Origin of the sequence: Pseudomonas mediterranea CFBP 5447, assembly GCF_000774145.1 — a bacterium.
Lineage (GTDB): Bacteria > Pseudomonadota > Gammaproteobacteria > Pseudomonadales > Pseudomonadaceae > Aquipseudomonas > Aquipseudomonas mediterranea.
This window is the reverse complement of the sequence record NZ_KN322987.1, coordinates 1,211,179-1,235,565: the sequence shown is the minus strand read 5'-3', so window position 1 is coordinate 1,235,565 and position 24,387 is coordinate 1,211,179. Positions and strand designations below refer to the sequence as shown.

General features: G+C 62.0%; 21 protein-coding genes. 11 read left to right on the top strand and 10 right to left on the bottom strand.

Annotation, left to right across the window (positions count from 1 at the left end; genetic code table 11):
- The first annotated feature begins 102 nt into the window (after positions 1–102).
- Together N005_RS25290 and N005_RS25285 are read left to right on the top strand one after the other, a co-directional pair.
- Positions 103–996: a Dyp-type peroxidase gene (locus tag N005_RS25290; RefSeq protein ID WP_047703681.1), complete on the top strand. Its 894-nt coding sequence runs from the start codon at positions 103–105 to the stop codon at positions 994–996.
- Between the two features lie 52 nt (positions 997–1,048).
- Positions 1,049–1,795, top strand: coding sequence for an SDR family oxidoreductase (locus N005_RS25285; RefSeq protein ID WP_047703680.1), 747 nt, complete (start codon positions 1,049–1,051; stop codon positions 1,793–1,795).
- Positions 1,796–1,925: 130 nt separating this feature from the next.
- Here the strand turns inward: N005_RS25285 and N005_RS25280 are convergent, their stop codons facing one another.
- The 4 genes from N005_RS25280 to N005_RS25265 form a co-directional block, all read right to left on the bottom strand.
- Positions 1,926–2,348 (bottom strand): hypothetical protein, encoded by a 423-nt coding sequence (locus N005_RS25280; RefSeq protein ID WP_047703679.1) that lies wholly within the window; start codon positions 2,346–2,348, stop codon positions 1,926–1,928.
- 112 nt (positions 2,349–2,460) lie between these two features.
- Positions 2,461–3,888 (bottom strand): GntR family transcriptional regulator MpaR, encoded by a 1,428-nt coding sequence (gene mapR, locus N005_RS25275; RefSeq protein WP_047703678.1) that lies wholly within the window; start codon positions 3,886–3,888, stop codon positions 2,461–2,463.
- Between the two features lie 166 nt (positions 3,889–4,054).
- Complete coding sequence (gene ccoG / locus N005_RS25270) at positions 4,055–5,467, bottom strand: cytochrome c oxidase accessory protein CcoG (protein ID WP_047703677.1); 1,413 nt, start codon at positions 5,465–5,467, stop codon at positions 4,055–4,057.
- A 345-nt stretch (positions 5,468–5,812) separates the two neighbouring features.
- Positions 5,813–6,046 (bottom strand): DUF3203 family protein, encoded by a 234-nt coding sequence (locus N005_RS25265; protein WP_047703676.1) that lies wholly within the window; start codon positions 6,044–6,046, stop codon positions 5,813–5,815.
- Between the two features lie 134 nt (positions 6,047–6,180).
- Here N005_RS25265 and N005_RS25260 point away from each other — a divergent pair, with 134 nt between their 5' ends.
- Complete coding sequence (locus N005_RS25260) at positions 6,181–6,681, top strand: MgtC/SapB family protein (protein WP_047703675.1); 501 nt, start codon at positions 6,181–6,183, stop codon at positions 6,679–6,681.
- Between the two features lie 135 nt (positions 6,682–6,816).
- Here N005_RS25260 and N005_RS29505 read toward each other — a convergent pair whose 3' ends face one another.
- Complete coding sequence (locus tag N005_RS29505) at positions 6,817–6,981, bottom strand: hypothetical protein (RefSeq protein WP_162843610.1); 165 nt, start codon at positions 6,979–6,981, stop codon at positions 6,817–6,819.
- A 219-nt stretch (positions 6,982–7,200) separates the two neighbouring features.
- On the opposite strand from N005_RS29505, the gene N005_RS25255 reads away from it, so the two are divergent.
- The 3 genes from N005_RS25255 (at position 7,201) to glgB (ending at position 14,983) form a co-directional block, all read left to right on the top strand.
- Complete coding sequence (locus N005_RS25255) at positions 7,201–9,198, top strand: alpha-1,4-glucan--maltose-1-phosphate maltosyltransferase (protein WP_047703674.1); 1,998 nt, start codon at positions 7,201–7,203, stop codon at positions 9,196–9,198.
- 194 nt (positions 9,199–9,392) lie between these two features.
- The gene (gene treS / locus N005_RS25250; protein WP_047703673.1) at positions 9,393–12,737 is read left to right on the top strand and encodes a maltose alpha-D-glucosyltransferase; all 3,345 of its coding nucleotides are present in this window, start codon (positions 9,393–9,395) and stop codon (positions 12,735–12,737) included.
- A gap of 11 nt (positions 12,738–12,748) precedes the next feature.
- A complete protein-coding gene (glgB, locus tag N005_RS25245; RefSeq protein ID WP_047703672.1) occupies positions 12,749–14,983 on the top strand; it encodes a 1,4-alpha-glucan branching protein GlgB in 2,235 nt (744 codons plus the stop codon).
- A gap of 201 nt (positions 14,984–15,184) precedes the next feature.
- On the opposite strand, the gene gudD is transcribed toward glgB, so the two are convergent.
- Positions 15,185–16,528, bottom strand: coding sequence for a glucarate dehydratase (gene gudD / locus N005_RS25240; protein WP_047703671.1), 1,344 nt, complete (start codon positions 16,526–16,528; stop codon positions 15,185–15,187).
- Positions 16,529–16,556: 28 nt separating this feature from the next.
- Positions 16,557–17,921: an MFS transporter gene (locus N005_RS25235; protein ID WP_144402723.1), complete on the bottom strand. Its 1,365-nt coding sequence runs from the start codon at positions 17,919–17,921 to the stop codon at positions 16,557–16,559.
- Between the two features lie 318 nt (positions 17,922–18,239).
- On the opposite strand from N005_RS25235, the gene N005_RS25230 reads away from it, so the two are divergent.
- Positions 18,240–18,950, top strand: a complete 711-nt coding sequence (locus tag N005_RS25230) for a FadR/GntR family transcriptional regulator (protein WP_047703669.1) — start codon at positions 18,240–18,242, stop codon at positions 18,948–18,950.
- Positions 18,951–19,322: 372 nt separating this feature from the next.
- On the opposite strand, the gene N005_RS25225 is transcribed toward N005_RS25230, so the two are convergent.
- From N005_RS25225 to N005_RS25215, 3 genes are read right to left on the bottom strand one after another with little or no spacing between them, the layout of a single operon-like run.
- Entirely contained in the window at positions 19,323–20,504 is a 1,182-nt protein-coding gene (locus N005_RS25225) for an acetyl-CoA C-acetyltransferase (RefSeq protein WP_047703668.1), read from the bottom strand.
- 11 nt (positions 20,505–20,515) lie between these two features.
- A complete protein-coding gene (locus N005_RS25220; RefSeq protein ID WP_047703667.1) occupies positions 20,516–21,181 on the bottom strand; it encodes a CoA transferase subunit B in 666 nt (221 codons plus the stop codon).
- Between the two features lie 36 nt (positions 21,182–21,217).
- Positions 21,218–21,916 carry a CoA transferase subunit A gene (locus N005_RS25215; protein WP_047703666.1) on the bottom strand — a complete coding sequence of 233 codons (699 nt, stop codon included), beginning with the start codon at positions 21,914–21,916 and terminating at the stop codon, positions 21,218–21,220.
- A gap of 166 nt (positions 21,917–22,082) precedes the next feature.
- Between N005_RS25215 and N005_RS25210 the strand changes: the two genes are divergently transcribed.
- From N005_RS25210 to N005_RS25195, 4 genes are all read left to right on the top strand, one after another.
- Positions 22,083–22,985 carry a LysR family transcriptional regulator gene (locus N005_RS25210; RefSeq protein ID WP_047703665.1) on the top strand — a complete coding sequence of 301 codons (903 nt, stop codon included), beginning with the start codon at positions 22,083–22,085 and terminating at the stop codon, positions 22,983–22,985.
- A 286-nt stretch (positions 22,986–23,271) separates the two neighbouring features.
- Entirely contained in the window at positions 23,272–23,781 is a 510-nt protein-coding gene (locus tag N005_RS25205; protein WP_041023644.1) for a ferritin-like domain-containing protein, read from the top strand.
- 60 nt (positions 23,782–23,841) lie between these two features.
- Entirely contained in the window at positions 23,842–24,111 is a 270-nt protein-coding gene (locus N005_RS25200; RefSeq protein WP_047703664.1) for a hypothetical protein, read from the top strand.
- Between the two features lie 10 nt (positions 24,112–24,121).
- Positions 24,122–24,376 carry a metallothionein gene (locus tag N005_RS25195; protein ID WP_230165360.1) on the top strand — a complete coding sequence of 85 codons (255 nt, stop codon included), beginning with the start codon at positions 24,122–24,124 and terminating at the stop codon, positions 24,374–24,376.
- The last annotated feature ends 11 nt before the right edge of the window (positions 24,377–24,387 follow it).

Here is a 24,387-nt window from a genome sequence, read left to right as displayed (position 1 = left end):
ATCCTACAAAAAGCCTGGGGCGCACAGGCAGGTTCCCCGTTGGCAAACCACCACAAATCCACGGCCGCCGGGTAAACTTGCGCTCTTTCTAGAGGAGTTCACATGAGTTACTACCAGCCCGGCATTCTCGCCACCCCTGTTCCGCCTCAGGCCCGTCACTTGTTTTTCGCCCTGGAATCGGTCGAGGCGTTGCCGGCTGCGATCGACAGGTTGGTGCTGCAACTCGATGGTCGTGGCGTGATCGGTCTCGGCGAATCGCTGGTCCAGGCGCTGGGCGCGCAGATCGAAGGCCTGCGGGCATTTCCTGCGCTGGCGGGCGTGGGGGTGGACAATCCGTCGACCCAGCACGCGCTGTGGTGCTGGCTGCACGGCGAAGACCGCGGCGAACTGCTGCACCGCAGCCGCGCCATTGAGGCGGCGCTGGCGCCGGCGTTGCGCCTGGTGCAGATGAACGAAACCTTCCGCCACATGACCGGCCACGACCTGACGGGCTACGAAGACGGCACCGAGAACCCCCACGATGAGGCGGCCATCGCCGCGGCCCTGGCCCAGGGCACCGACGGTCTGCGCGGTGGCAGTTTCGCGGCGATCCAGCAGTGGCAACACGACCTGGACGGTTTCGCTGCCCTGCAACCCCATGAACGCGACAACATCATGGGCCGGCGGCTGAGCGACAACGAAGAACTCGACGATGCGCCGGAGTCGGCCCACGTCAAACGCACCGCCCAGGAAAGCTTCGCGCCGCAAGCCTTCGTCGTGCGCCGCTCCATGCCGTGGATCGAAGGGGATCGGGCCGGCCTGATGTTCCTCGCGTTCGGTTTCTCCCTCGACGCTTTCGAGGCGCAACTGCGACGCATGAGTGGCCTTGAAGATGGCATCACCGATGGCTTGTATCGCATGAGTCGGCCGATCACCGGCGGCTACTACTGGTGCCCGCCATTGCTGGACGGACGCCTGGACCTGCGGGCCCTGGCCGGGGGTTGTGCAAAAGCGTGACGTGAACGCTATTCTTGGCCCCGGATGTCTACCGTGGAACAGGGGAAGCAGCGTGGATAAAGTCATCGTGATCACCGGTGGTGGCCGTGGTATCGGGGCGGCTACGGCGTTACTGGCTGCCGAACTGGGGTATCGGATCTGCATCAACTACCAGGCCGATGAGAACGCCGCGCAGGATGTGCTGGCACAGGTCCGCGCCAAGGGCGCACAGGCCATCGCCGTGCGCGCCGACGTGAGCATCGAGGACGAGGTGGTGGGCCTGTTCGACCGGGTCGATGCCGAGCTGGGACGCGTCACGGCGCTGGTGAACAACGCCGGTACGGTCGCCCACAAGTCCCGGCTCGACGAGATGTCCGAGTTCCGCATTCTCAAGATCATGAAGACCAACGTGCTGGGGCCGATTCTCTGCGCCAAGCACGCCGTGCTGCGCATGTCCCCCCGGCATGGCGGGCAGGGTGGCAGTATCGTCAACGTGTCATCGGTGGCCGCCCGCCTGGGCTCGCCAAACGAATACGTCGACTACGCTGCGTCCAAGGGCGCGCTGGACACTTTCACCATCGGCCTGTCCAAGGAAGTGGCGGGCGAGGGCATCCGCGTCAATGCGGTTCGCCCAGGTTACATCTATACCGATTTCCATGCCCTCAGCGGCGATCCGGAGCGGGTCAGCAAGCTGGAGTCGGCAATCCCCATGGCCCGGGGCGGGCGTCCGGATGAAGTCGCCGAAGCGATTATCTGGCTGTTGTCGGACAAGGCTTCGTATGCGACCGGGACGTTTGTGGATCTTGGGGGCGGGCGCTGAGTTTTCGTCAGTGCTGGCCTCATCGCGAGCAGGCTCGTTCCCACATTTGAATACAGTTCGCCTATGGGAGCGATTTGCCTGTAATGCTGTCGGTATGCAGAACGCCTGCGTTCGAATGGCCGGATAGCGGTCATTCCTGGATGACGGAGATGTTATCGAACCCTAAGCCGTGTGGAGGCTTTTCAACTTCCTGAAATGCGGTTATACGAACGGTAGGAAATCCGGACGTTTGAGGCGGAGGAGGGGGAAATGTCACTTCGCGAGAATGCCATTGGTTGTCGCCTGGGGGGACGTCCAGTGACTGAATATTATTATTGATTGTGCAAGCCAACTCTCTTAGCGTCACCCCATCAGGGACTTTGATATCGAATTTTACGGTGACTGGTAGATTGTCCGCGAATGGCAATTTGAATATCTTGACCAAGCTGTAATCGGTCACATACTCGTTACCCGTGATGTAATGATTGCCACGCTCTTCCCGGACTATTGTTCCTTCACTTTGGGTAAATCTCCAGCCGTCTGGGCCGTTCTCGAAATCGTAAGATTCGTTCATGATCTTCTCCTTAGGATAGATTGTTGCCAACCCGTGGCGCTCATTCGGTTGGCGATCTCTACGCTAAGTCTTTCCTGACAAGCCTACTACTGTCAGAGCTGACAGGTCTTTATCAATTGTCTTGCCTGGTTAACAGTGAGCGAATGATCCGTCCCAGCGTCTCCATGGCCTTTTCCGATGTATCCGTCCACGGGCTGCCATAGTTCAAGCGAATGCAGTTCCTGAACCGCCGCGTCGCTGAGAAGATTGGGCCTGGGGCGATGCTGATGCCTTGGGCCAGGGCCATCTGGAACAGTTTCAGCGAATCTATCTGTTCCGGCAGTTCCAGCCACAGGAAGTACCCTCCGGCCGGGTGGCTGACGCGGGTCTGGGCCGGGAAATGGCGGGCGATGGCGGCGAGCATGGCGCTTTGCTGTTCTTCGAGGGCGTAGCGCAATTTGCGCAAGTGACGGTCATAGCCGCCGTGCTGCAGGTAGTCGGCAATGGCGGCCTGGGCCGGCATCGAGGCGCACAGCGAGGTCATGAGTTTCAGGCGCTCGATTTTCTGCGCGTAGCGGCCGGCGGCAACCCAGCCGATGCGGTAGCCCGGTGCCAGGCTCTTGGCAAACGATCCGCAATGCATCACCAACCCTTCGGTGTCGAACGCCTTGGCCGGTTTCGGAGCTTGCTGGCCGTAATAGAGTTCGGCGTAGACGTCATCCTCGATCAATGGCACCTGATGGCGGCGCAACAATTCCACCAGCGCCTGTTTTCGTTCCTCGGGCATGGTCGCGCCCACGGGATTCTGGAAACTGGTCATGCACCAGCATGCCTTGATCGGATGGCGTTCCAGGGTTTGTTCCAGCACATCCAGGTCGATGCCGTCGCGTGGGTGCACGGGGATTTCCACGGCCTTGAGCTTGAGCCGTTCCAGCACCTGCAGGCTGGCATAGAACGCCGGTGCTTCGATGGCCACCAGGTCGCCGGGCTCGGTCACGGCTTGCAGGCACAGGTTCAAGGCTTCCAGGGCGCCGTTGGTGACCAGCAGTTCCTCCATGGGCAGCATCAGTCCGCCGACCATGTAGCGCAGTGCGATCTGTCGGCGCAGTTGCGGGTTGCCCGGCGACATGTCGGTGACCACCACCCGCGGGTCCATATCCCGCGTGGCGCTGGACAGGGAGCGGGACAGCCGTTGCAACGGGAACAGCGTCGGACTGGGGAATGCCGACCCGAAGGGCACGGTGCCCGGATCCTTGATCGAGTTCAACACCGAGAACACCAGTTCGCTGACGTCGACTTCGGTGGATTCGTGTACCTGGCTACTGATGACCGGCTCGGAAAATGGTCTCGGCGCATGGTTGTTGACGAAGTAGCCGGAACGCGGCCGGGCGCGGATCAGGCCGCGTCGCTCCAACAGGTAATACGCCTGGAACACCGTGGACGGGCTGACGCCGTAGGTCTGACTGGCATAGCGCACCGACGGCACGCGCTGTCCCGGCCCCAGCATGCCGGAGCGGATCAGCTCCGCGATGTCGTCGGCGAATTTCTCGTAGCGTTTCATTTGCGGTCCAGTCAGCAGCGGTTCGGGGGCATGCAGGTTTGCGCATCAACCTGTGGGAGCGAGCCTGCTCGCGATGAGGCCAGCACAGTCAACCTTGATGTGGCTGACGGTCCGCTATCGCGAGCAGGCTCGCTCCCACAAGAACACAGCGCTGCATCTTAAGGCGTTAGCGATTCATCGGCGCGACAAAACGGCTTCTGGCGTCGCTATGAATGTTGGGCTCGTCACTGTCGGTTACCCTGAAGGTCAGTTCCTGCGAGCCGCTGCGGGGGCGTTCGCTGAGCATCGCCACCGACACCGGTACGTCGACGATTTCTCCCGGGGCCAGGCTCAGTCGGGTCTTGCCCTGCAGGACGAAGTCGTCGCCGTCCACCAGGGAGAGCTGATAGTCCTGGCCTTGCTGGGTCTTGTTGATGATCTTCAGGCTGTAGATGTTTTCGATCAGGCCCTGGCTGTTTTCGCGGAACAGGCCGCGGTCCTTGCTTACGTCCAGGGAGACCATCGGCCGCTCCACCAACGCCACTACCAGTGCGCCGATCATCACCAGCAGCACGGCGGTATAACCGATCAGTCGCGGTCGTAGCAGGTGGGTCTTGCCGCCCTGCAACTGACGCTCGGAGGTGTATTTGACCAGTCCGCGGGCGTAACCCATCTTGTCCATGATCGAATCGCAGGCGTCGATGCAGGCCGCGCAACCGATGCATTCCATTTGCAGGCCGTCGCGGATATCGATGCCGGTCGGGCAGACCTGCACGCACATCTGGCAGTCGATGCAATCCCCCAGGCCGAGATTGGCCGGGTTCGCGTCACGCTTGCGTGGGCCGCGGATTTCGCCACGGGCCGCGTCGTAGGAAATGGTCAGGGTGTCCTTGTCGAACATCACGCTCTGGAACCGTGCGTAGGGGCACATGTGCATGCACACCGCTTCACGCAGCCAGCCGGCATTGAGGTAGGTGGCGCCGGTAAAGAACAACACCCAGAACAGGCTCACGCCGGCCATCTGCAAGGTCAGCAGCTCTTCGGCCAGTGGCCGGATCGGCGTGAAGTAGCCGACGAAGGTCAGGCCGGTGAGCAGGCTGATGGCCAGCCACAACGTGTGCTTGGCCGAGCGGCGCAGCAGCTTGTCCAGGCTCCAGGGCGCGGCGTGCAGCTTGATCCGTTGGTTGCGATCGCCTTCGGTGATTTTCTCGCACCACATGAAGATCCAGGTCCAGGAACTCTGCGGGCAGGTATAGCCGCACCACACCCGGCCGGCGAACACGGTGATCGCAAACAGGCCGAAGGCGGCGATGATCAGCAGCGCCGACAGCAGGATGAAATCCTGGGGCCAGAAAGTTGCGCCGAAAATGTGGAATTTGCTTTCGGCGAGGTCCCAGAGCACTGCCTGGCGGCCGCCCCAGTTCAACCACACCGTGCCGAAGAACAGCAGGAACAGTACGCCCGCGCCGCTCATGCGCAAGGTGCGGAACAGGCCGCTGAAGCTGCGGGTATGGATCAGGTTGTCGGTGGTCCTGGCCTTGATCTTCGCGGGCGCAGGTTCGAAGGTCTGTATCAACTGGACGGGGATTCTATCGCTCATGGTCGGTCGCTCATCAGCCTTATCTGGCCCGCGCACTATGACCATCGAACTGTTTGCATAACAGACTCAGGTGTTTCGATAAAAACCGGATCAGATGAGCTGGAGGCCAGGGCCTGCGACAGGTTGAAGCACCCTGGGATAGACAAACACCCATGTGACAAGGGCGCTAGTGTGGCGAGGGAGCTTGCTCCCGCTGGGCCGCGAAGCGGCCCCATGAAAGGCGCGACGCAGTGGCCCTGATGCACAGGGTGCGATGAAGGGGGGGCTGCTGCGCTCGAACGCGGACCGGCCCAGCGGGAGCAAGCTCCCTCGCCACAGATTGCCCACTTGCCGACAAGGTGGTGCTCAGATCGCCGAGCCGCTATCGGTCGTCTTGAGATGCTCGCGTCCATCCTTCGCGCCGGCCACGGTCAAGGCGTCGGCTTCGGCCTCGGTGATGTAGATACGCTGGCCATCGACCTCCACCGCCGACATGGCCTTGTCCGCGTCGGTGATGATCGTCAGCTCGCTGGCGGAATAGTGTTTCGGGCCATTGGGGGTATCGAAACTACAGGTCTGCTGGTTGATATCAACGGTCATGGTGCTGCTCCTTCCTGATGTCCTGAGCGTTAGGCGCCTCCCGCTTGCCAGGGTTCGTTGCGCCGGATCAGCGGTCGGAGCACCTCTGGCGTCCGTTGCGGTCCATCGTTTATCGACTGCATGAGGAGGGTTGTATGGAAGCGTGGTGGCATCAGGTCTGGATCACCCTGCAATCGGAATTCGCCGACATCGGCGATACCCAGCAAATGACACGGGTCACGGTGCGCCTGCTGATGGCCGCGCTGCTCGGCGGCATCCTGGGGTTCGAGCGTGAACACAAGGGCAAGGCGGCCGGCGTGCGCACTCATATGCTCGTGGCGCTGGGCGCGGCGCTGTTCGTGCTGGTGCCGCAGATGTCCGGTTCCCAGGCCGACGCCATGAGCCGGGTCATACAAGGCATTGTCGCGGGCATCGGTTTTCTCGGTGCGGGCACCATCTTGAAGAACACCGATGGCGACGAAGGCCACGTAAAAGGCCTGACCACCGCCGCCGGCCTATGGATGACGGCGGCCATCGGCGTCGCGGCCGGGTTGGGCCGGGAAGCGACGGCGGTGTTGAGCACGTTGCTGGCGTTGGCGGTCTTCAGTGTGATGCCGGTGATCGTCCGGGCGCTGGAGAGGGACGACAAACCGTGATCCCGGTTTGCAGTTCATACAGCACCTGTGGGAGCGAGCCTGCTCGCGATGACGGAATGCCAGGCAACCCATCTGTGGCTGGCACGCCGCTTCGCGAGCAGGCTCGCTCCCACAGTTCTCCACTAAGCTTGTTTTTCACACCCGTTCCGGCGGCGCCTCGTTCGGTGGATCGCCCACGGGTTGCTGCGGAGGGATTGGCGGATCTTTCTCCGGAACAGGTTCCGGGTCAGGTCCTGGAGGCGGCAGGGTTGGGTCGTCGATATTGGGATCGGGGGTTTCGGCCGGGATGGGAATATTCATCGGGACGGGTCTCCGTGACGCATATGGCTTGAGTCGTGCTTACTGCTGTTGACCACCCTGGGCCGGGTTTGATCCCGGTCGCCGCCGGGCAAATCCCGCTGAACTTTTCCCTGCCGGTCCGGTTCGGAGTTTAAGTGAGTTCTTTCAGGGACCCGTTTTCCAAGACTAGTGGGCCTTTACCGCCATAACGTCCATGGGGCGTAAAAGGAGCGATGCTCGATGACTGCCGAACACCCGACCGACTTGGCGTTTAACCCGAATCTACCGTTGTCCCACGCCTTGTTGTTGCCACGTATTGCCATTGAAAACACCATGCCGGTGATCGATGGCGGACAGTTCGCCGCCAAGGCCGTGGCGGGGCAGGACGTCACGGTGACCAGCAAAGTCTTCACCGATGGTCATGACAAGCTGGCCGTGCGAATCCGTTGGCGCGCGCTGGATGACGAAGTATGGAACAGCGAGGTCATGACCGACCTGGGCAACAACGGCTGGCGCGGTCAGTTCAACGTACCGAACCAGGGCCGCTATGTATTTTGCATCGAGGCCTGGTTCGACCAGTACGCCAGTTTCTGCTACGAACTCGAGAAGAAATACGGCGCTGGTGTGCCGATCAGCCTCGAATTACAGGAAGGGCGCAATCATGTGCAACAGGCCGCCGAGCGCAGTGATGGCGAGTTGAGCGAACAACTGGCCGCATTGCACCATGAGCTCTCGGGGTTGTTGCCGGCCGAGCAAGTCGCTTTGTTCCTGGCGCCGCACAGTGCCGACCTGATGTCCCTGGCCGATCATCGGCCTTACCTGAGCATCAGTCCCGAATATCCACTGGATGTGGAGCGCGAACGGGCCGAATTCGCCAGCTGGTATGAACTGTTTCCGCGCTCGATCACCGACGATCCCAACCGGCATGGCACGTTCAACGACGTCCATTCGCGCCTGGCGATGATCCAGGACATGGGCTTCGACGTCCTGTATTTCCCACCGATTCATCCCATTGGCCGCAGTTTTCGAAAAGGCCCGAACAATTCCCTCACCGCCGGTCCCGACGATCCGGGCAGCCCGTATGCCATCGGCAGCGAAGACGGAGGGCATGAGGCGATCCATCCGCAACTGGGTACCCGGGATGACTTCCGTCGCCTGGTAGCGGCTGCCGAGGCCCATGGCCTGGAGATCGCCCTCGATTTCGCCATTCAGTGTTCCCAGGACCACCCCTGGCTCAAACAGCATCCGGGCTGGTTCAGTTGGCGGCCGGACGGCACGATCAAATACGCGGAAAACCCGCCGAAGAAGTACCAGGACATCGTCAATGTAGATTTCTACGCGGCGGAGGCGATTCCCAGTCTCTGGACGGAGTTGCGGGACATCGTGCTGGGCTGGGTCAACGAAGGCGTGAAGATGTTCCGCGTCGATAACCCTCATACCAAGCCGCTGCCGTTCTGGCAGTGGTTGATCGCCGACGTGCGCGCCCGCCATCCCGAGGTGATCTTCCTCGCCGAGGCCTTTACCACGCCGGCGATGATGGCGCGGTTGGGCAAGGTCGGCTATTCCCAGAGCTACACCTATTTCACCTGGCGCAACACCAAGGCCGAGCTGGCGACTTACTTCAGCGAACTCAACCAGTCGCCGTGGCGCGAGTGTTATCGACCGAATTTCTTCGTCAATACCCCCGACATCAACCCGGCTTTCCTCCATGAGTCGGGACGCGCCGGTTTTCTCATTCGCGCAGCGCTGGCGACCATGGGTTCGGGCCTGTGGGGGATGTATTCGGGCTTCGAGCTCTGCGAGTCGGCGCCAGTGCCGGGCAAGGAGGAGTACCTCGATTCGGAGAAATACGAAATCCGGCCGAGGGACTTCACCGCACCGGGCAACATCATTGCCGAAATCGCCCAGCTCAATCGCATCCGCCGCCAGAACCCGGCGCTGCAGACACACCTGGGGCTGAAAATCTACAACGCCTGGAACGACAACATTCTGTTTTTCGGCAAGCGCACACCTGACGGCAGCAACTTCGTCCTGGTGGCGGTCAGCCTCGATCCGCACAACCCTCAGGAGGCCAATTTCGAATTGCCGTTATGGGAGATGGGCTTGCCGGACGATGCCCAGACCCAGGGCGAGGACTTGATGAACGGGCACCGCTGGACCTGGTATGGCAAGTACCAGTTCATGCGCATCGACCCGGGGTATCAGCCATTCGGGATCTGGCGGATCAGTACGTCTTGAGAGGTTCCGTGGCGAGCGCAATGGTGAGGCAACCTGTGGGAGCAAGGCTTGCCCGCGATGAAGCTGACGCGATCGTCCAGAAACCGAGGCGTCTGTATCGCGAGCAAGCTTTGCTCCCACAGACAGATCCTCTTGCCGTAAAGAACAGCGCAAGCCCGTCCCAGCGGCTTTATTGAATTCATCAGGAGTTGCACATGGCGAAGAAACCGCGGTCTGCCACGTTCATCAAGGATCCGCTCTGGTACAAGGATGCGGTGATCTATCAGGTACACGTCAAATCCTATTTCGACTCCAACAACGACGGTATCGGCGACTTTCCCGGCCTGATCGCCAAGCTCGACTACATTGCCGACCTGGGCGTCAACACCATCTGGCTGCTGCCGTTCTATCCATCGCCCCGGCGCGACGACGGTTACGACATTGCCGAATACCGTGGCGTCAGTCCCGACTACGGCACCATGGCCGATGCGCGGCGCTTCATCGCCGAAGCCCACAAGCGCAACCTGCGGGTGATCACCGAACTGGTCATCAACCACACCTCCGACCAGCACCCCTGGTTCCAGCGGGCACGCAAGGCCAAGCGCGGTTCGAGTGCGCGGGATTTCTATGTCTGGTCCGACGACGACCACAAGTACGACGGCACCCGGATCATTTTCCTCGACACCGAAAAGTCCAACTGGACCTGGGACCCGGTGGCCGGCCAGTACTTCTGGCACCGCTTCTATTCCCACCAGCCCGACCTAAACTTCGACAACCCGCAGGTCATCAAGGCCGTGTTGTCGGTGATGCGCTACTGGCTGGACATGGGCATCGACGGCCTGCGCCTGGACGCGATTCCTTACCTGATCGAGCGCGATGGCACCAACAACGAGAACCTGCCCGAGACCCATGATGTCCTCAAGCTGATCCGCGCCGAGATCGACGCCAACTACCCCGACCGCATGTTGCTGGCCGAAGCCAACCAATGGCCGGAGGACACTCAACTGTACTTCGGCGATGTCGATGCCCAGGGCCTGAACGGTGACGAATGCCACATGGCGTTCCACTTCCCGCTGATGCCACGCATGTACATGGCGCTGGCCCAGGAAGACCGCTTTCCCATCACCGACATCCTGCGCCAGACGCCCGAGATTCCGGCCAATTGCCAATGGGCGATTTTCCTGCGCAACCATGATGAGCTGACCCTGGAGATGGTCACCGACAAGGAGCGCGACTACCTGTGGAATTACTATGCGGCCGACCGTCGGGCGCGCATCAACCTGGGCATCCGTCGACGCCTGGCGCCGCTGGTGGAGCGTGACCGTCGTCGGGTGGAACTGCTCAATAGCCTGCTGCTGTCGATGCCCGGCACGCCGACCTTGTACTACGGTGACGAAATCGGTATGGGCGACAACATCTACCTGGGGGACCGCGACGGGGTGCGCACGCCGATGCAGTGGTCCATCGACCGCAACGGCGGTTTCTCCCGGGCCGACCCGGCCAGCCTGGTGCTGCCACCGATCATGGACCCGCAGTACGGCTTCCAGTCGGTCAACGTCGAGACCCAGGCCGGCGACCCGCATTCGCTGCTCAACTGGACCCGGCGGATGCTGGCGGTGCGCAAGCAGTCCAAGGCCTTCGGTCGCGGCACCCTGAAAATGCTCTCGCCGAGCAACCGGCGGATCCTGGCCTATACCCGCGAATACACCGGGCCGGATGGCAAGCATGAAATCATTCTCTGCGTGGCCAACGTGTCCCGCAGTGCCCAGGCCGCCGAGCTGGACCTGTCGGCTTACGCGGGCATGGTGCCGGTGGAGATGCTGGGGGGGAATGCCTTTCCGCCCATCGGCCAGCTGAATTTCCTCCTGACCCTGGCGCCTTATGGTTTCTACTGGTTCGCCCTGGCGGCGGAAAACCAGATGCCGAGCTGGCACGTGGAACCGGCCCAGAGCCTGCCGGACTTCACCACCCTGGTCTTGAAAAAACGCCTGGAAGAATTGCTCGAAGCGCCCTCGCGCACCACCCTGGAGCAAACCATCCTGCCGAGCTGGCTGCAGAACCGGCGCTGGTTCGCCGGCAAGGACAGCGCCATCGAGAAGGTCGATATCGTTTATGGCGTGCGCTTCGGCGATCCGCAGCATCCGGTACTGCTCAGCGAAATCGACGTTACCAGCGGCGGCCAGACGCTGCGTTATCAACTGCCTTTCGGCCTGTTGGCCGAGGATCAGGTCGGCGCGGCGCTACCGCAACAACTGGCGCTGTCCCGGGTCCGCCGGGTACGTCAGGTGGGGTTGATCACCGATGCGTTCAGCCTGGAAAGTTTCATCCGGGCCGTGCTGAACAGCATGCAGGTGGCCACGGTGCTGCCTTACGCCGATGGCGAGTTGCGTTTCGAACCCACCGAGGGATTGGCGGCGTTGAACCTGGGCGCCGAGCCGGAGGTGCGTTACCTGTCCGCGGAGCAGTCCAACAGTTCGGTGGTGGTGGGCGGCAGTCTGGTGCTCAAGCTCATCCGCAAGGTCGCTACCGGGGTGCACCCGGAACTGGAAATGAGCGCCTACCTGACGGCCGCGGGCTTCAGCAATATTTCGCCGCTGCTGGGTTCGGTGATCCGCCGCGATGCCGATGGCGAGGATGCGTTGCTGATGATCGCCCAAGGCTACTTGAGCAATCAGGGCGACGCCTGGGAATGGACCCAGAACAACCTCGAACGGGCCTTGCGCGATGAGTTGGCCGACGCCGTGTCCGAGCAGGAGCAGCATTACAACGCCTTGGGTGAACTGAAGGATTTCGCCGGCATGCTCGGCCAGCGCCTGGGGGAAATGCATCAGGTGTTGGCCCAGGCCACCGACGATCCGGACTTCACGCCGCAGAAAACCACCGCCAAGGACGCCCAGGCCATCGGCCGGGACGTGGCTGCCCAGGTGGAAAATGCCCTGCGCCTGCTCAAACAGAATCAGAGCCAATTGAACCCGGCGGACCAAGCCATGGTCGCACGCTTGCTGGAGCAGAAAAAAGCCGTCCTGGCCCACGTCCAGGAATTGGCCGGCAAGGCCGTCGGTGGCTTGCGCATCCGGGTTCATGGCGACTTGCATTTGGGGCAGGTGCTGGTGATCAAGGGCGACGCCTATCTGATCGACTTCGAGGGCGAACCGGCGCGGCCGTTGCATGAACGTCGGGGCAAGCACAGCCCGTACAAGGATGTCAGCGGAGTGCTGCGCTCCTTCGATTACGCGGCGGCCATGGCGATTCACTTGCACACCGTCGACAGCACGGCCGACGCCGATGCGGCGCGGCAACGGGTCGCCGATCGTTATCTGGCCGAGGCACGCCAGGCATTTGTCCAGGCATATCGACTGGCGGCAGCTAATCTTGCCCATGAGTGGAAGGATGCTGAAGGCGAGGACGCCGCGCTGGCGTTGTTCGGCCTGGAGAAGGCGGCCTATGAAGTGGCCTATGAAGCCGAGAATCGCCCCGCCTGGCTGCCCGTGCCGTTGCACGGGCTGTACGGGTTATTGAGTGGGCTTGAACCCTTTTCCGACTTGGGCGGACCGATTTAGTGGAGAGCATCATGAGCGTCTCGAACAAGGAACCACAGGGACAGGCCAAAGAGTCTTTGCTGCCGTCCCCCCGTGATATCGACGCGCTGGTGCGTGCCGAGCATCACGATCCGTTTTCCATCCTGGGCCCCCACGGCGACGGTGCCGGCGGGCAGTTCATCCGGGCGTACCTGCCCGGTGCGCTGAGCGTCCACGTGCTCGCCCGTGACAGCGACGAGGAGTTGGGTGAGCTGCACCTGGGCGAAACGCCGGGTCTGTTTGTCGGCCATTTCGAGCATGCCCAGCCTTATCTGCTGCGCACCCGCTGGGCCGGTGGCGAGCAGGTGGCCGAAGACCCCTACAGTTTCGGGCCGTTGCTGGGAGAAATGGATCTCTACCTGTTTGCCGAAGGTAATCATCGCGATCTCAGTTCCTGCCTGGGGGCGCAACTGACCACCGTCGATGGTGTCGATGGCGTGCGATTCGCCGTCTGGGCGCCGAATGCGCGACGGGTGTCGGTGGTCGGTGATTTCAACGTCTGGGACGGACGCCGGCACCCGATGCGCATCCGTTATCCATCGGGCGTATGGGAGCTGTTCATTCCGCGCTTGGGGGCTGGAGAAGCCTACAAGTATGAAATCCTCGGCGCCCACGGCATCCTGCCGCTCAAGGCCGACCCGGTGGCGCTGGCCAGCCAGATGCCCCCGGACACCGCGTCGAAAGTCGCTTCACCGCTGAAAATCGAATGGCAGGACGGTGAATGGATGCAGCACCGTCGCGAACGCCAGGTCCCCAGCGCGCCGTTGTCGATCTACGAATTGCACGCCGGTTCCTGGCAATGCGAAATCGACGAGGCCGGGGAAGTGGCCCGGCAATACAACTGGCATGAACTGGCCGAACGACTGATTCCCTACGTCAAGGAGCTGGGCTTCACCCACATCGAACTGATGCCGATCATGGAGCATCCGTTCGGCGGCTCCTGGGGTTACCAGCCGTTGTCACAGTTCGCGCCGACGGCACGCTTCGGCTCGCCGGACGATTTTGCCGCCTTCGTCAACGCCTGCCACCAGGCCGACATTGGCGTGATCCTCGACTGGGTGCCGGCGCATTTCCCCACCGACACCCACGGCCTGGCCCAGTTCGACGGCACGGCGCTGTACGAGTACGGCAACCCGCTGGAAGGCTTCCACCAGGACTGGGACACCCTGATCTACAACCTGGGACGCACCGAGGTCCACGGCTTCATGCTGGCTTCGGCCTTGCATTGGTTGAAGCATTTCCATGTCGACGGCCTGCGTGTGGATGCCGTGGCGTCGATGTTGTATCGCGACTATTCGCGCAAGGCCGGGGAGTGGGTGCCCAACCGTCACGGAGGGCGCGAGAACCTGGAGGCCATCGATTTCCTTCGGCACCTCAACGATGTGGTCGCCCTGGAAGCTCCGGGTGCACTGGTCATCGCCGAGGAATCCACCGCCTGGCCTGGCGTCAGCCAGAGCACGCAACAGGGCGGCCTGGGCTTCGCCTACAAGTGGAACATGGGCTGGATGCACGACTCGCTGCATTACATCCAACAGGATCCGGTGTACCGCGCCCATCATCATAACGAACTGAGTTTCGGCTTGGTGTACGCCTGGTCCGAGCGGTTCGTCCTGCCGATTTCCCATGACGAAGTGGTCCATGGCAAACGCTCGCTGATCGACAAGATGCCCGGCGACCGCTGGCAGAAATTCGCCAACCTGCGCGCCTACCTCAGTTTCATGTGGGGGCATCCGGGCAAGAAGCTGTTGTTCATGGGCTGCGAGTTCGGTCAGTGGCGCGAGTGGAACCACGACCAGCAACTGGATTGGTACCTGACGCAATACGCCGAGCACCGTGGTGTGCAGAAGCTGGTGAGCGACCTGAACCGGCTCTATCGCGAGGAGCCCGCGCTGCACGATCAGGATGACGCGCCCCAAGGGTTCCAGTGGTTGATCGGCGACGATGCACTGAACAGCGTCTACGCCTGGTTGCGCTGGAGCAAGGACGGGCGGCCGGTACTGGTGGTGGCCAACTTTACGCCGGTGCCACGCGAGGCCTATCGGGTCGGCGTGCCTTTCGCCGGGCGTTGGGTGGAATTGCTCAACAGCGACGCCGACACCTATGCCGGCTCCAACTACGGCAACGGCGGCGGCGCCTCCACCGAGGCCGCGCCCAGCCATGGGCAGGCCCTGTCCCTTGAACTCAACCTGCCGCCGTTGGCGGTGTTGATCCTGCGGCCGGAGGGGTAGCCATCATGGCTGGCTTGAAGGCTTGAAGGCTTGAAGGCTTGAAGGCTTGAGACTTCTGTGGCGAGGGAGCTTGCTCCCGCTGGGCTGCGCAGCAGCCCCATTTCTTGCGGTCGCTGCCCCCGAGGTGTCGGACCGTCCAAGCGGGAGCAAGCTCCCTCGCCACAGGTATGTTCACCAGATCCCTTGAAGGGATTGGCCAACTCAGCGCACCAGACACGGCTGCTTGTTGTTGAACGTCCACCCTGGAATCAGATACTGCATCGCCACCGCATCGTCCCGCGCCCCCAGCCCCATGCCTTTGTACAGCTCATGGGCCTTGGCGAGTTGATCCATGTCCAGCTCGATCCCCAGCCCCGGCTTCTTCGGCACCTGTACGCAGCCACCCTGGATCTGCAAGGGGGCCTTGGTCAGCCGTTGGCCGTCCTGCCAGATCCAGTGAGTGTCGATGGCCGTGATGTCACCCGGTGCGGCGGCTGCCACGTGGGTGAACATCGCCAGGGAAATATCGAAGTGATTGTTGGAGTGCGAACCCCAGGTCAGCCCCCACTCATTGCACATCTGCGCCACCCGCACCGAACCTTGCATGGTCCAGAAATGCGGATCGGCCAAGGGGATGTCGACTGACTGCAAGGTGATTGCGTGGCCCATCTCGCGCCAGTCGGTGGCGATCATGTTGGTGGCGGTCTTCAGGCCGGTGGCACGGCGAAACTCCGCCATGACCTCGCGGCCCGAATAACCGTTCTCGGCGCCGCAAGGGTCTTCGGCATAGGCCAGTACCCGGTGCTGGTCCCGGCACAGGCGGATGGCTTCCTTGAGCGACCATGCGCCGTTCGGGTCCAGGGTGATGCGCGCCTGGGGGAAGCGTTCGGCCAGGGCGGTGACCGCTTCGATCTCTTCGTCGCCCTTGAGTACGCCGCCCTTGAGCTTGAAGTCCTGGAAGCCGTAGCGCGCATGGGCGGCTTCGGCGAGGCGCACCACGGCGGCGGCGTCCAGGGCCTTCTCGTGGCGTACGCGGAACCAGTCGTTGTCGGCCTCCGGCTCGCTGCGATAGGGCAGGTCGGTCTGCTGGCGATCTCCGACGTAGAACAGATAACCCAGCATCTTCACTTCATCGCGCTGCTGGCCTTCGCCGAGCAGGGCGGCGACCGGTACGTCCAGGTGCTGGCCGAGCAGGTCCAGCAGGGCCGCTTCCAGGCCGGTGACCGCATGGATAGTGATGCGCAGGTCGAAGGTCTGCAGGCCACGGCCACCGGCGTCGCGGTCGGCGAACGCCTGGCGCACACTGTTGAGGATCTTCTGGTAGGTGCCGATGGGGTTGCCGACCACCAGCGCCCGGGCGTCCTCGAGAGTCTGGCGAATGCGCTCGCCGCCGGGCACTTCGCCGACACCGGTACGGCCGGCGTTGTCCTGGAGAATGACCACGTTGCGGGTGAAGAACGGGCCATGGGCGCCGCTGAGGTTCAACAGCATGCCGTCATGGCCGGCCACGGGCACGATCTGCATGCTGGTGATGATCGGGGCTTTACTGGCTTCTTGTGAATTCATTGTGCTTATCCTTGAACGAATCGAATGATCAGACGTGGCTGGCCGTTGGATTGACCGCAGTCGTGGCGGCTTTGGGCTTGGGCACATTGCGCGCGGCGAAGACGATGATCGCGGCAATGATGGACGTGCCCGCCAGGCCGTAGAGGCCACCCTGGATCGAGCCGGTGTGCTGCTCCAGCAGACCGAACGTCGTCGGGGCGACGAACCCGCCGAGGTTGCCTACCGAGTTGATCAGCGCGATGACGCCAGCCGCCACCCGGGCATCCAGGTACGCCTGGGGGATTGGCCAGAACAGCGACGACGCCGACTTGAAACCCAGGGCCGCGAAGCAGATGGCGACGAAGGCGAAGATCGGCCCGCCGACGGTGGACATGAACATCCCTGCCGCGGCAATCAGCAGCGCAGCCGCCACCCAGGCTTGCTGGAACTTCCATTTGGCCGACATCGAGGCGAAGGCGTACATGCCGACAATCGACAGCAGCCAGGGAATCGAGTTGAACATCCCGACCTGGAGGTCGCTGAGGTCGCCCATCTTCTTGATGATGCTCGGCAGCCAGAACGTGGCGGCGTAGATCGTCAGTTGAATGAAGAAGTAGATCAGGCAGAACAGGATGATCTGGCGATCCTTGAGCAACTGGCCGATGGACAGTTTGACGGGAGTAGCCGCTTCGCGAGCCCGTTGTTCGTCATCGATGACTTTTACCAGCGCGTCCTGTTCGTCACGGTCCAGCCACTTTGCGTCGTGGGGCTTGGAGTCCAGCCAGAACCAGACGAAGACGCACAGGCCGACAGAGAACATCCCTTCGATGAAGTACATCCATTGCCAGCCGTGCATGCCCAGGCCGTTGATCTGCAGCAGCAACCCGGACAGGGGGCCGGAGATCAACGAAGCGATGGCCGAGCCGCTGAGGAAGATGGCGATGGCTTTGCCGCGCTCGACGGCAGGGAGCCAGCGGGTGAAGTAATAGATCACGCCGGGGAAGAAACCAGCCTCGGCCACACCGAGCAGGAAGCGCAGGATGTAGAAGTGGGTTTCGTTCTGGATGAAGGCCATGCCGGCTGCCACCAGGCCCCAGGTGAGCATGATGCGGGTCAGCCAGATACGTGCGCCGATTCTTTGCAGCAGGATGTTGGAAGGGACTTCGAACAGCGCGTAACCGATGAAGAACAGGCCGGCACCGAAGCCATAGGCCGCCGCACCGATGCCCAGGTCGTGCTCCATGTGGGCACGTACGAAGCCGATGTTCACACGGTCGATGTAGTTGACGATAAACATGATGACGAACAGCGGCAGGATGTGGCGCTTGACCTTGGAAATGGCCGACGACAGCACCGGATCCGCGCCGGCATTCGCCTTGAGGCTGGATGTGTTCACTGGTTTTCTCCCACTCATTGTTTTTATGCGGGGCATCGAGCAGGTGTCGATGTTGATAGACATCATACAACTTGATTTTTTTCGATGACAAGTTGTTTTTCATGATGTTTGGAGAGGATAGTATTGCTGCTTATGCCGTATTTATTGGTTTATGTGGATGCTGTGAGTTATTTCTGCCATGTAGCTGGTGGCCATGAAGAAAGCCTGTCAGTTGAATGGATAGCCAAGAAATCTTGATATTTGTTGTGTTGTCATACAAGTTGATCCCGTCATGGTGCACACGCTCAAGCCCGTGGGTGGTAGGATCAGTCAGCCTGTATTCGAGGAACCCTGGCGATGCAAGACACCGACGCGCCCCAGCGCAAACGTACCCACAATCTGGCCCATGATCTGGTGGCGAAGCTCAGCCAGAGCATCCTGCTGGGGCAGTTGAAACCGGGACAGAAGCTGCCTTCCGAGGGCGCTATCGTGCTGGAGCATGGTGTCAGCCGTACGGTGGTACGCGAGGCGATTTCCAAGTTGCAGGCTTCAGGGCTGGTGGAGACGCGCCATGGCATCGGCACCTTCGTGCTGGAGCAGACCGGCGAGCCGGGGTTGCGCCTCAATGTCGACACCGCGGCAGGGGTGCGCGGCATCCTGGAGCTGCGCCTGGGCCTGGAAACCCAGGCGGCGGCCCTGGCGGCCCAGCGCCGCAGCGAACAGCACTTGCAGCAGATGCGCGAGGCCCTGGATGACTACCAGCGGTTGCTCAGCAACAACGACAGTTGCGTCGAGGCCGACCGGCGTTTTCACCTGCTCATCGCCGAGGCCACGGCCAACACCTGTTTTGTCGAAGTCATGCAGCACCTGGGTAGCGCGATGATCCCCAGGACCCGGGTGAACGTGGCCGAGCGGGGTCAGGTTGACCTGGGGAAACTGGCGCAGTTGGCCAACCTCGAACACGAGGCCATCTTCAACGCCATCAAACGCCAGGACCCCGACGCCGCCCGTGCCGCGATGTGGCTGCATTTGACCAATAGCCGTGACCGGTTTGGCGCGGGGAGCTGATCGGCCGCTGTCGCGAGCAAGCTTTGCTCCCACCAAAAAGCTGCGTGGTCACAACAGTCCATTCACCGCTGAACATCGTGGGAGCAAGGCTTGCCCGCGATAGCGCCATTGGATTCAACATCATCTTTGCTGATCCACCGCTATCGCGAGCAGGCTCGCTCCCACAATGGGTCTTCAGTGAGCACCCATTCTGTGGCCGGCGCCGATCCCCTGTGGGAGCGAGCCTGCTCGCGATAGCGTCCTCACAGCCAACACCACCCCGACAGTCAGCAGGCAAAAAAAACCGGCGCAACCGAGGTTGCGCCGGTGGTGTTGCCGGTGGCTGTGCGGATAGTCGTGGGTCCGCTCAGCCGCCGTTGAGCCCGTTGCCGATTACGGCCGTTCCAGGGCCAGGGCCACGCCCTGGCCGCCGCCGATGCACAGTGTTGCAAGGCCTTTCCTGGCATCGCGCTTGATCATCTCATGCAGCAACGACACCAGTACCCGGCAGCCCGACGCGCCGATTGGATGGCCCAGGGCAATGGCGCCGCCATTGACGTTGACCTTGTCCATGTCCCACTTCAGCTCCCTGGCCACCGCCAGCGACTGGGCGGCAAAGGCTTCGTTGGCTTCGATCAGGTCCAGTTGCTCCAGGGACCAGCCGGCCTTGTCCAGGCAGCGGCGGGTGGCCGAGACCGGACCGATGCCCATGATGGCCGGATCGACGCCGGCGTTGGCGTAGGCACTGATTTTTGCCAGCACAGGCAAGCCCAGGGCCTTGGCCTTTTCAGCGCTCATCAGCAGCACCGCCGCCGCACCGTCGTTGAGCGACGAAGCGTTGCCGGCGGTGACGCTGCCGTCCTTCTTGAAGGCGGGCTTGAGTTTGCCCAGGGATTCGGCAGTGGTGCCGGCCCGTGGTTGTTCGTCGGTGGCAAAAGTCAGCGGATCGCCCTTGCGCTGGGGGATCTGGATCGGCGTGATCTCATCGGCGAAACGGCCAGCTTCAATCGCGGCCACGGCCTTCTGCTGGGACGCGGCGGCGAAGGCATCCTGTTCTTCGCGACTGATGCCGTACTTGTCCACCAGGTTTTCGGCAGTGATACCCATGTGGTAATCGTTGAACGCATCCCACAAGCCATCGGTGATCATGCTGTCGATCATCTGCGCGTGGCCCATGCGCAGGCCTGTGCGGGCGGCGGGCAGCACGTAGGGGGCCAGGCTCATGTTCTCCATGCCGCCGGCGATGATGACGTCGGCATCCCCGCAGCGGATCGCCTGGGCACCGAGGTGCAGCGCCTTGAGGCCGGAGCCGCAGACCTTGTTCAGGGTCATCGCCGGCACGGCATGGGGCAGCCCGGCCAGGATCGACGCCTGGCGCGCCGGGTTCTGCCCGGAGCCTGCGGTCAGTACCTGGCCAAGGATCACTTCATCGACCTGCTCGCCGGAAATCCCGGTCTGCTCCAGCAGGCGGCGGATCACTGCTGCGCCGAGTTCCGGTGCAGCAATGGAAGCCAGCGAACCCTGGAAGCTGCCGATGGCGGTACGGGTGGCGGCGACAATCACGACTTCTTGCATCGACTCTCTCCTCACTGGGCAGCGAACTGCATTTCAGGCACATGGTCCGGCACGATCAATTTGCCGGCGGTCTTGGCGACGATTTCCTCGACGCTGACACCCGGAGCCCGTTCTTTCAGGATGAAGGCGCCGTCCTGGATTTCCAGGTAGGCCAGGTCGGTCAGCACGCGCTTGATGCAACCGGCGCCGGTCAGCGGCAGGCTGCAACGGGGCAGCAGTTTCGATTCGCCGTCCTTGGACGCATGGGTCATGGTGACAATGATGTTCTCGGCACCGGCCACCAGGTCCATCGCACCGCCCATGCCCTTGACCAGCTTGCCGGGGATCATCCACGAGGCAATGTTGCCTTCGACGTCCACCTCGAACGCGCCGAGCACGGTCAGGTCGATGTGGCCGCCGCGGATCATGGCGAACGACTCGGCCGAAGAAAAAATCGATGCGCCGATGCGCGCGGTGACGGTCTGCTTGCCGGCATTGATCATGTCGGCGTCGACTTCGTTCTCGGTGGGGAACGCGCCCATGCCGAGCAAGCCGTTTTCCGATTGCAGCATGACTTCCATGCCTTCGGGAATGTAGTTGGCGACCAGGGTGGGAATGCCGATGCCCAGGTTCACGTAGTAGCCGTCCTGCATTTCGCGGGCGACGCGTTGAGCCATTTGTTCGCGGGAAAGTGCCATATTGTTATTCCTTCATTCGGGCCGAGGGGCAGGGGATCACTTGCGCACGGTGCGCTGTTCGATGCGCTTTTCGAACGTGCCGCAGATGATCCGGTCGACGTAGATGCCTGGGGTATGGATCTGCGTCGGGTCCAGCTCGCCGGGTTCGACGATCTCTTCGACTTCGACCACGGTGATCTTGCCTGCCGTGGCGGCCAGTGGATTGAAGTTCTGCGCGGTGTGGCGATAGACCACGTTGCCGAAATGGTCGGCTTTCCAGCCTTTGACGATGGCGAAGTCGCCGGTGATGGATTCTTCCATCAGGTACTGGCGGCCATGGAATTCACGCACTTCCTTGCCTTCGGCCACCGGAGTACCGACGCCGGTGGCGGTGAAGAATGCGGGGATGCCAGCACCGCCGGCACGCATTTTTTCCGCGAGGGTACCTTGGGGGGTGAGTTGGACTTCGATTTCGCCGCTCAACAATTGCTGCTCGAAGAGGGCGTTCTCGCCCACGTAGGAGGCAATCACCTTGCGGATCTGCCGGTCTTCCAGGAGCACGCCGAGGCCGAAGCCGTCGACGCCGCAGTTGTTGGACACGACGGTGAGGTCGCGGATGCCCTTGCGCTTGATCTCGGCGATCAGGTTTTCCGGAATGCCGCACAGGCCGAAGCCACCGGCGATGACGGTCATGCCGTCCTTCAAGCCTGCCAGCGCTTCTTCATAGGAACTCACGCGTTTGTCGAAACCTGCCATAGACACCTCTTTTATTCTTGATGGGGTCGCAATGGAATGCAGTGTTGCGCCAAGTCATATATTTGTTAAGTTGATTTTTAGATTGGATTAATTGATAAATCTCAATAATCGCCGCCACCTTCTTGCGGCTTGAACCTCACCGCTTGCTGCTGGGAGCGTAGCGACCATGACCCTGAAGCAGATTCGCGCCTTTCTCGCCGTGGCCCAGAGCCTGAGTTTCGCCGTGGCCTGTGAGCGACTGCACCTGTCCCAGTCGGCCCTGAGCCTGACCATCAAGGCCCTGGAAGAGGGCCTGGGCGGGCGCCTGTTCAGCCGCAACACCCGCAACGTGGCCCTGACGCCCGAGGGTGAATCCCTGTTGCCTCTGGCCCGGCGGCTGATTGCCGACTGGGACAACGCCGAAGATGAGATGCGCCAGCGTTTCACCTTGCAGCGCGGCCGCGTGACCCTGGCGGCGATGCCGTCGTTTGCCGGCAACCTGCTGCCACCGATCCTCAAGACCTTCCGCGCCCGCTATCCGAATGTCAACGTCACGGTCAACGATGTGATCAACGAACAGGTGTTGGAGATGGTGCGTGACCGTCACGTCGAACTGGGCGTTGCGTTCGAGCCGCTGCAGGGTTCGTCCCTGGCGTTCACACCGTTGTACCTGGATCGTTTCGTCGCGGTGGTGCCGCTGGATTCGCCGCTGGCCCAACGCAACGAAATCCAGTGGCCGACGTTGCTGGAGCAGCCATTCATCACCTTGCAACGGCCCTCCACCGTGCGGGTGATGCTGGAGGAACACCTCCAGGCCCGGGGCATGAAGCTGCCGGTAGAGTTCGAAAGCCATCAGTTGGCGACGGTCGGACGGATGGTCGCCAGCGGCCTGGGGGTGAGCGCGGTGCCGGCGCTGTGCGTCGGGCAGATGCATGAGCTGGGGGCCCGTTGCATCACCCTGGGCGATCCGGTGGTGGAACGCGCCATCGGCGTGCTGACCAAACCGGGACACGAACTTTCGGCGGCGGCGCAGGCGCTGTTCGATACCCTCAAGGATCAGGATTTGGGTGCTCGGTTGGGTATGCACTGAGCCCGGACCTTCGGGCGTCAGCTTACATTGATGTCGCTGACAAATTGCCTTCGCGAGCAGGCTCGCTCCCACAGGGGACTGCGGTAACCTCCTGTGGGAGCGAGCCTGCTCGCGAAGGGGCAGAACATGCAACGCAAATGCAAGCCGAACCGCCACCCGTGCCTTTCGTCGCCCTGCATCGCGGTTCCTTCAAACTTTCCCTCTGCCTGGAACATCCACTTTTATGTGCGGTATTTCAGAACCGTCGCGCTGCGATGCAGTTTCGACCACGGAAAAGGAGAAGGAAATGGCAACGCCTAAAGAGAACCTGCTGGATTGGCTCAACGACGCCCATGCCATGGAGCAGCAAGCGGAAAAAATGCTCAAGGCCCAGGCCGAGCGGCTGAAGCACTACCCGGTGCTCAAGGCCCGCATCGAAGAGCATCTGCAGGAAACCCTCGGGCAACAGAAGCTGGTGGAGGAGTGCATCCAGCGCCTGGGCGGCAGCACGTCGATGATCAAGGACATGGCCGGCAAGCTCATGGCTTTCGGCCAGGCGGTGGGTGGCATGACCATGAGCGATGAGGTGGTCAAGGGCGCGATGAGTGGCTACGTGTTCGAAAACCTGGAAATCGCTTCCTACACGGTGCTGATCGCGGCGGCGAAAGCGGCCGGCGACGTCGATACCCAGCGGGCCTGCGAACAGATCCTGCCACAGGAGATCGCCATGGCCGACTGGCTGCGCGACCACTTGCCGGAGATCACCCAGGCGTTCCTGGAGCGCTCCGACAATCCCCATACCGAGGCCAAGCGCTGAACGTGAAGGGCGGTCGACCCAGGGTCGGCCGCCCGTCAACCCGGCGCATAGAGGAGGTGTATGAATCAGACCCGTGGTGAGGTACGCGCCATCAACCGACAGAGCGCAATGGTGGGTGTGTATGTGGCGCAGGAGGACGGCCACACCGTGCTCGAACTGCGTTCTGCCAACGACATCGACGTCGGTGACGTCATGGAGTGGAGCAGCGGCACGGCCCTTGGCATCCAGTCCTACCGCAACCTGACCAAAGGCTGGGAGGCCGAGGTGTATGTGGTCAAGCACGGTATCGCGGCAGCCAATCTGGAGGTCCAGTTGCTGGTGGGCTCCTAGGAGAAAAAGCATGAGCGAGTCGAAGATGAAATGCGGCTGCCCCGATTGCCAATGCGAGGTGGATCCGCAGCGGATGTTCAACCACGACGGCGAGGCGTATTGCAGCCAGGCCTGCGCGGAGCAGCATCCCAACGGCGAACCCTGTCCGGCCCCAGACTGCCATTGCGAGCGCAGCGGCAAGGTCGAGGAGCGAGACGTGACCAATAAGCAACTGGACGACGCGCTGGAGGAAACCTTTCCAGCCAGCGACCCGATTTCCCCCTGATTAACGGCACA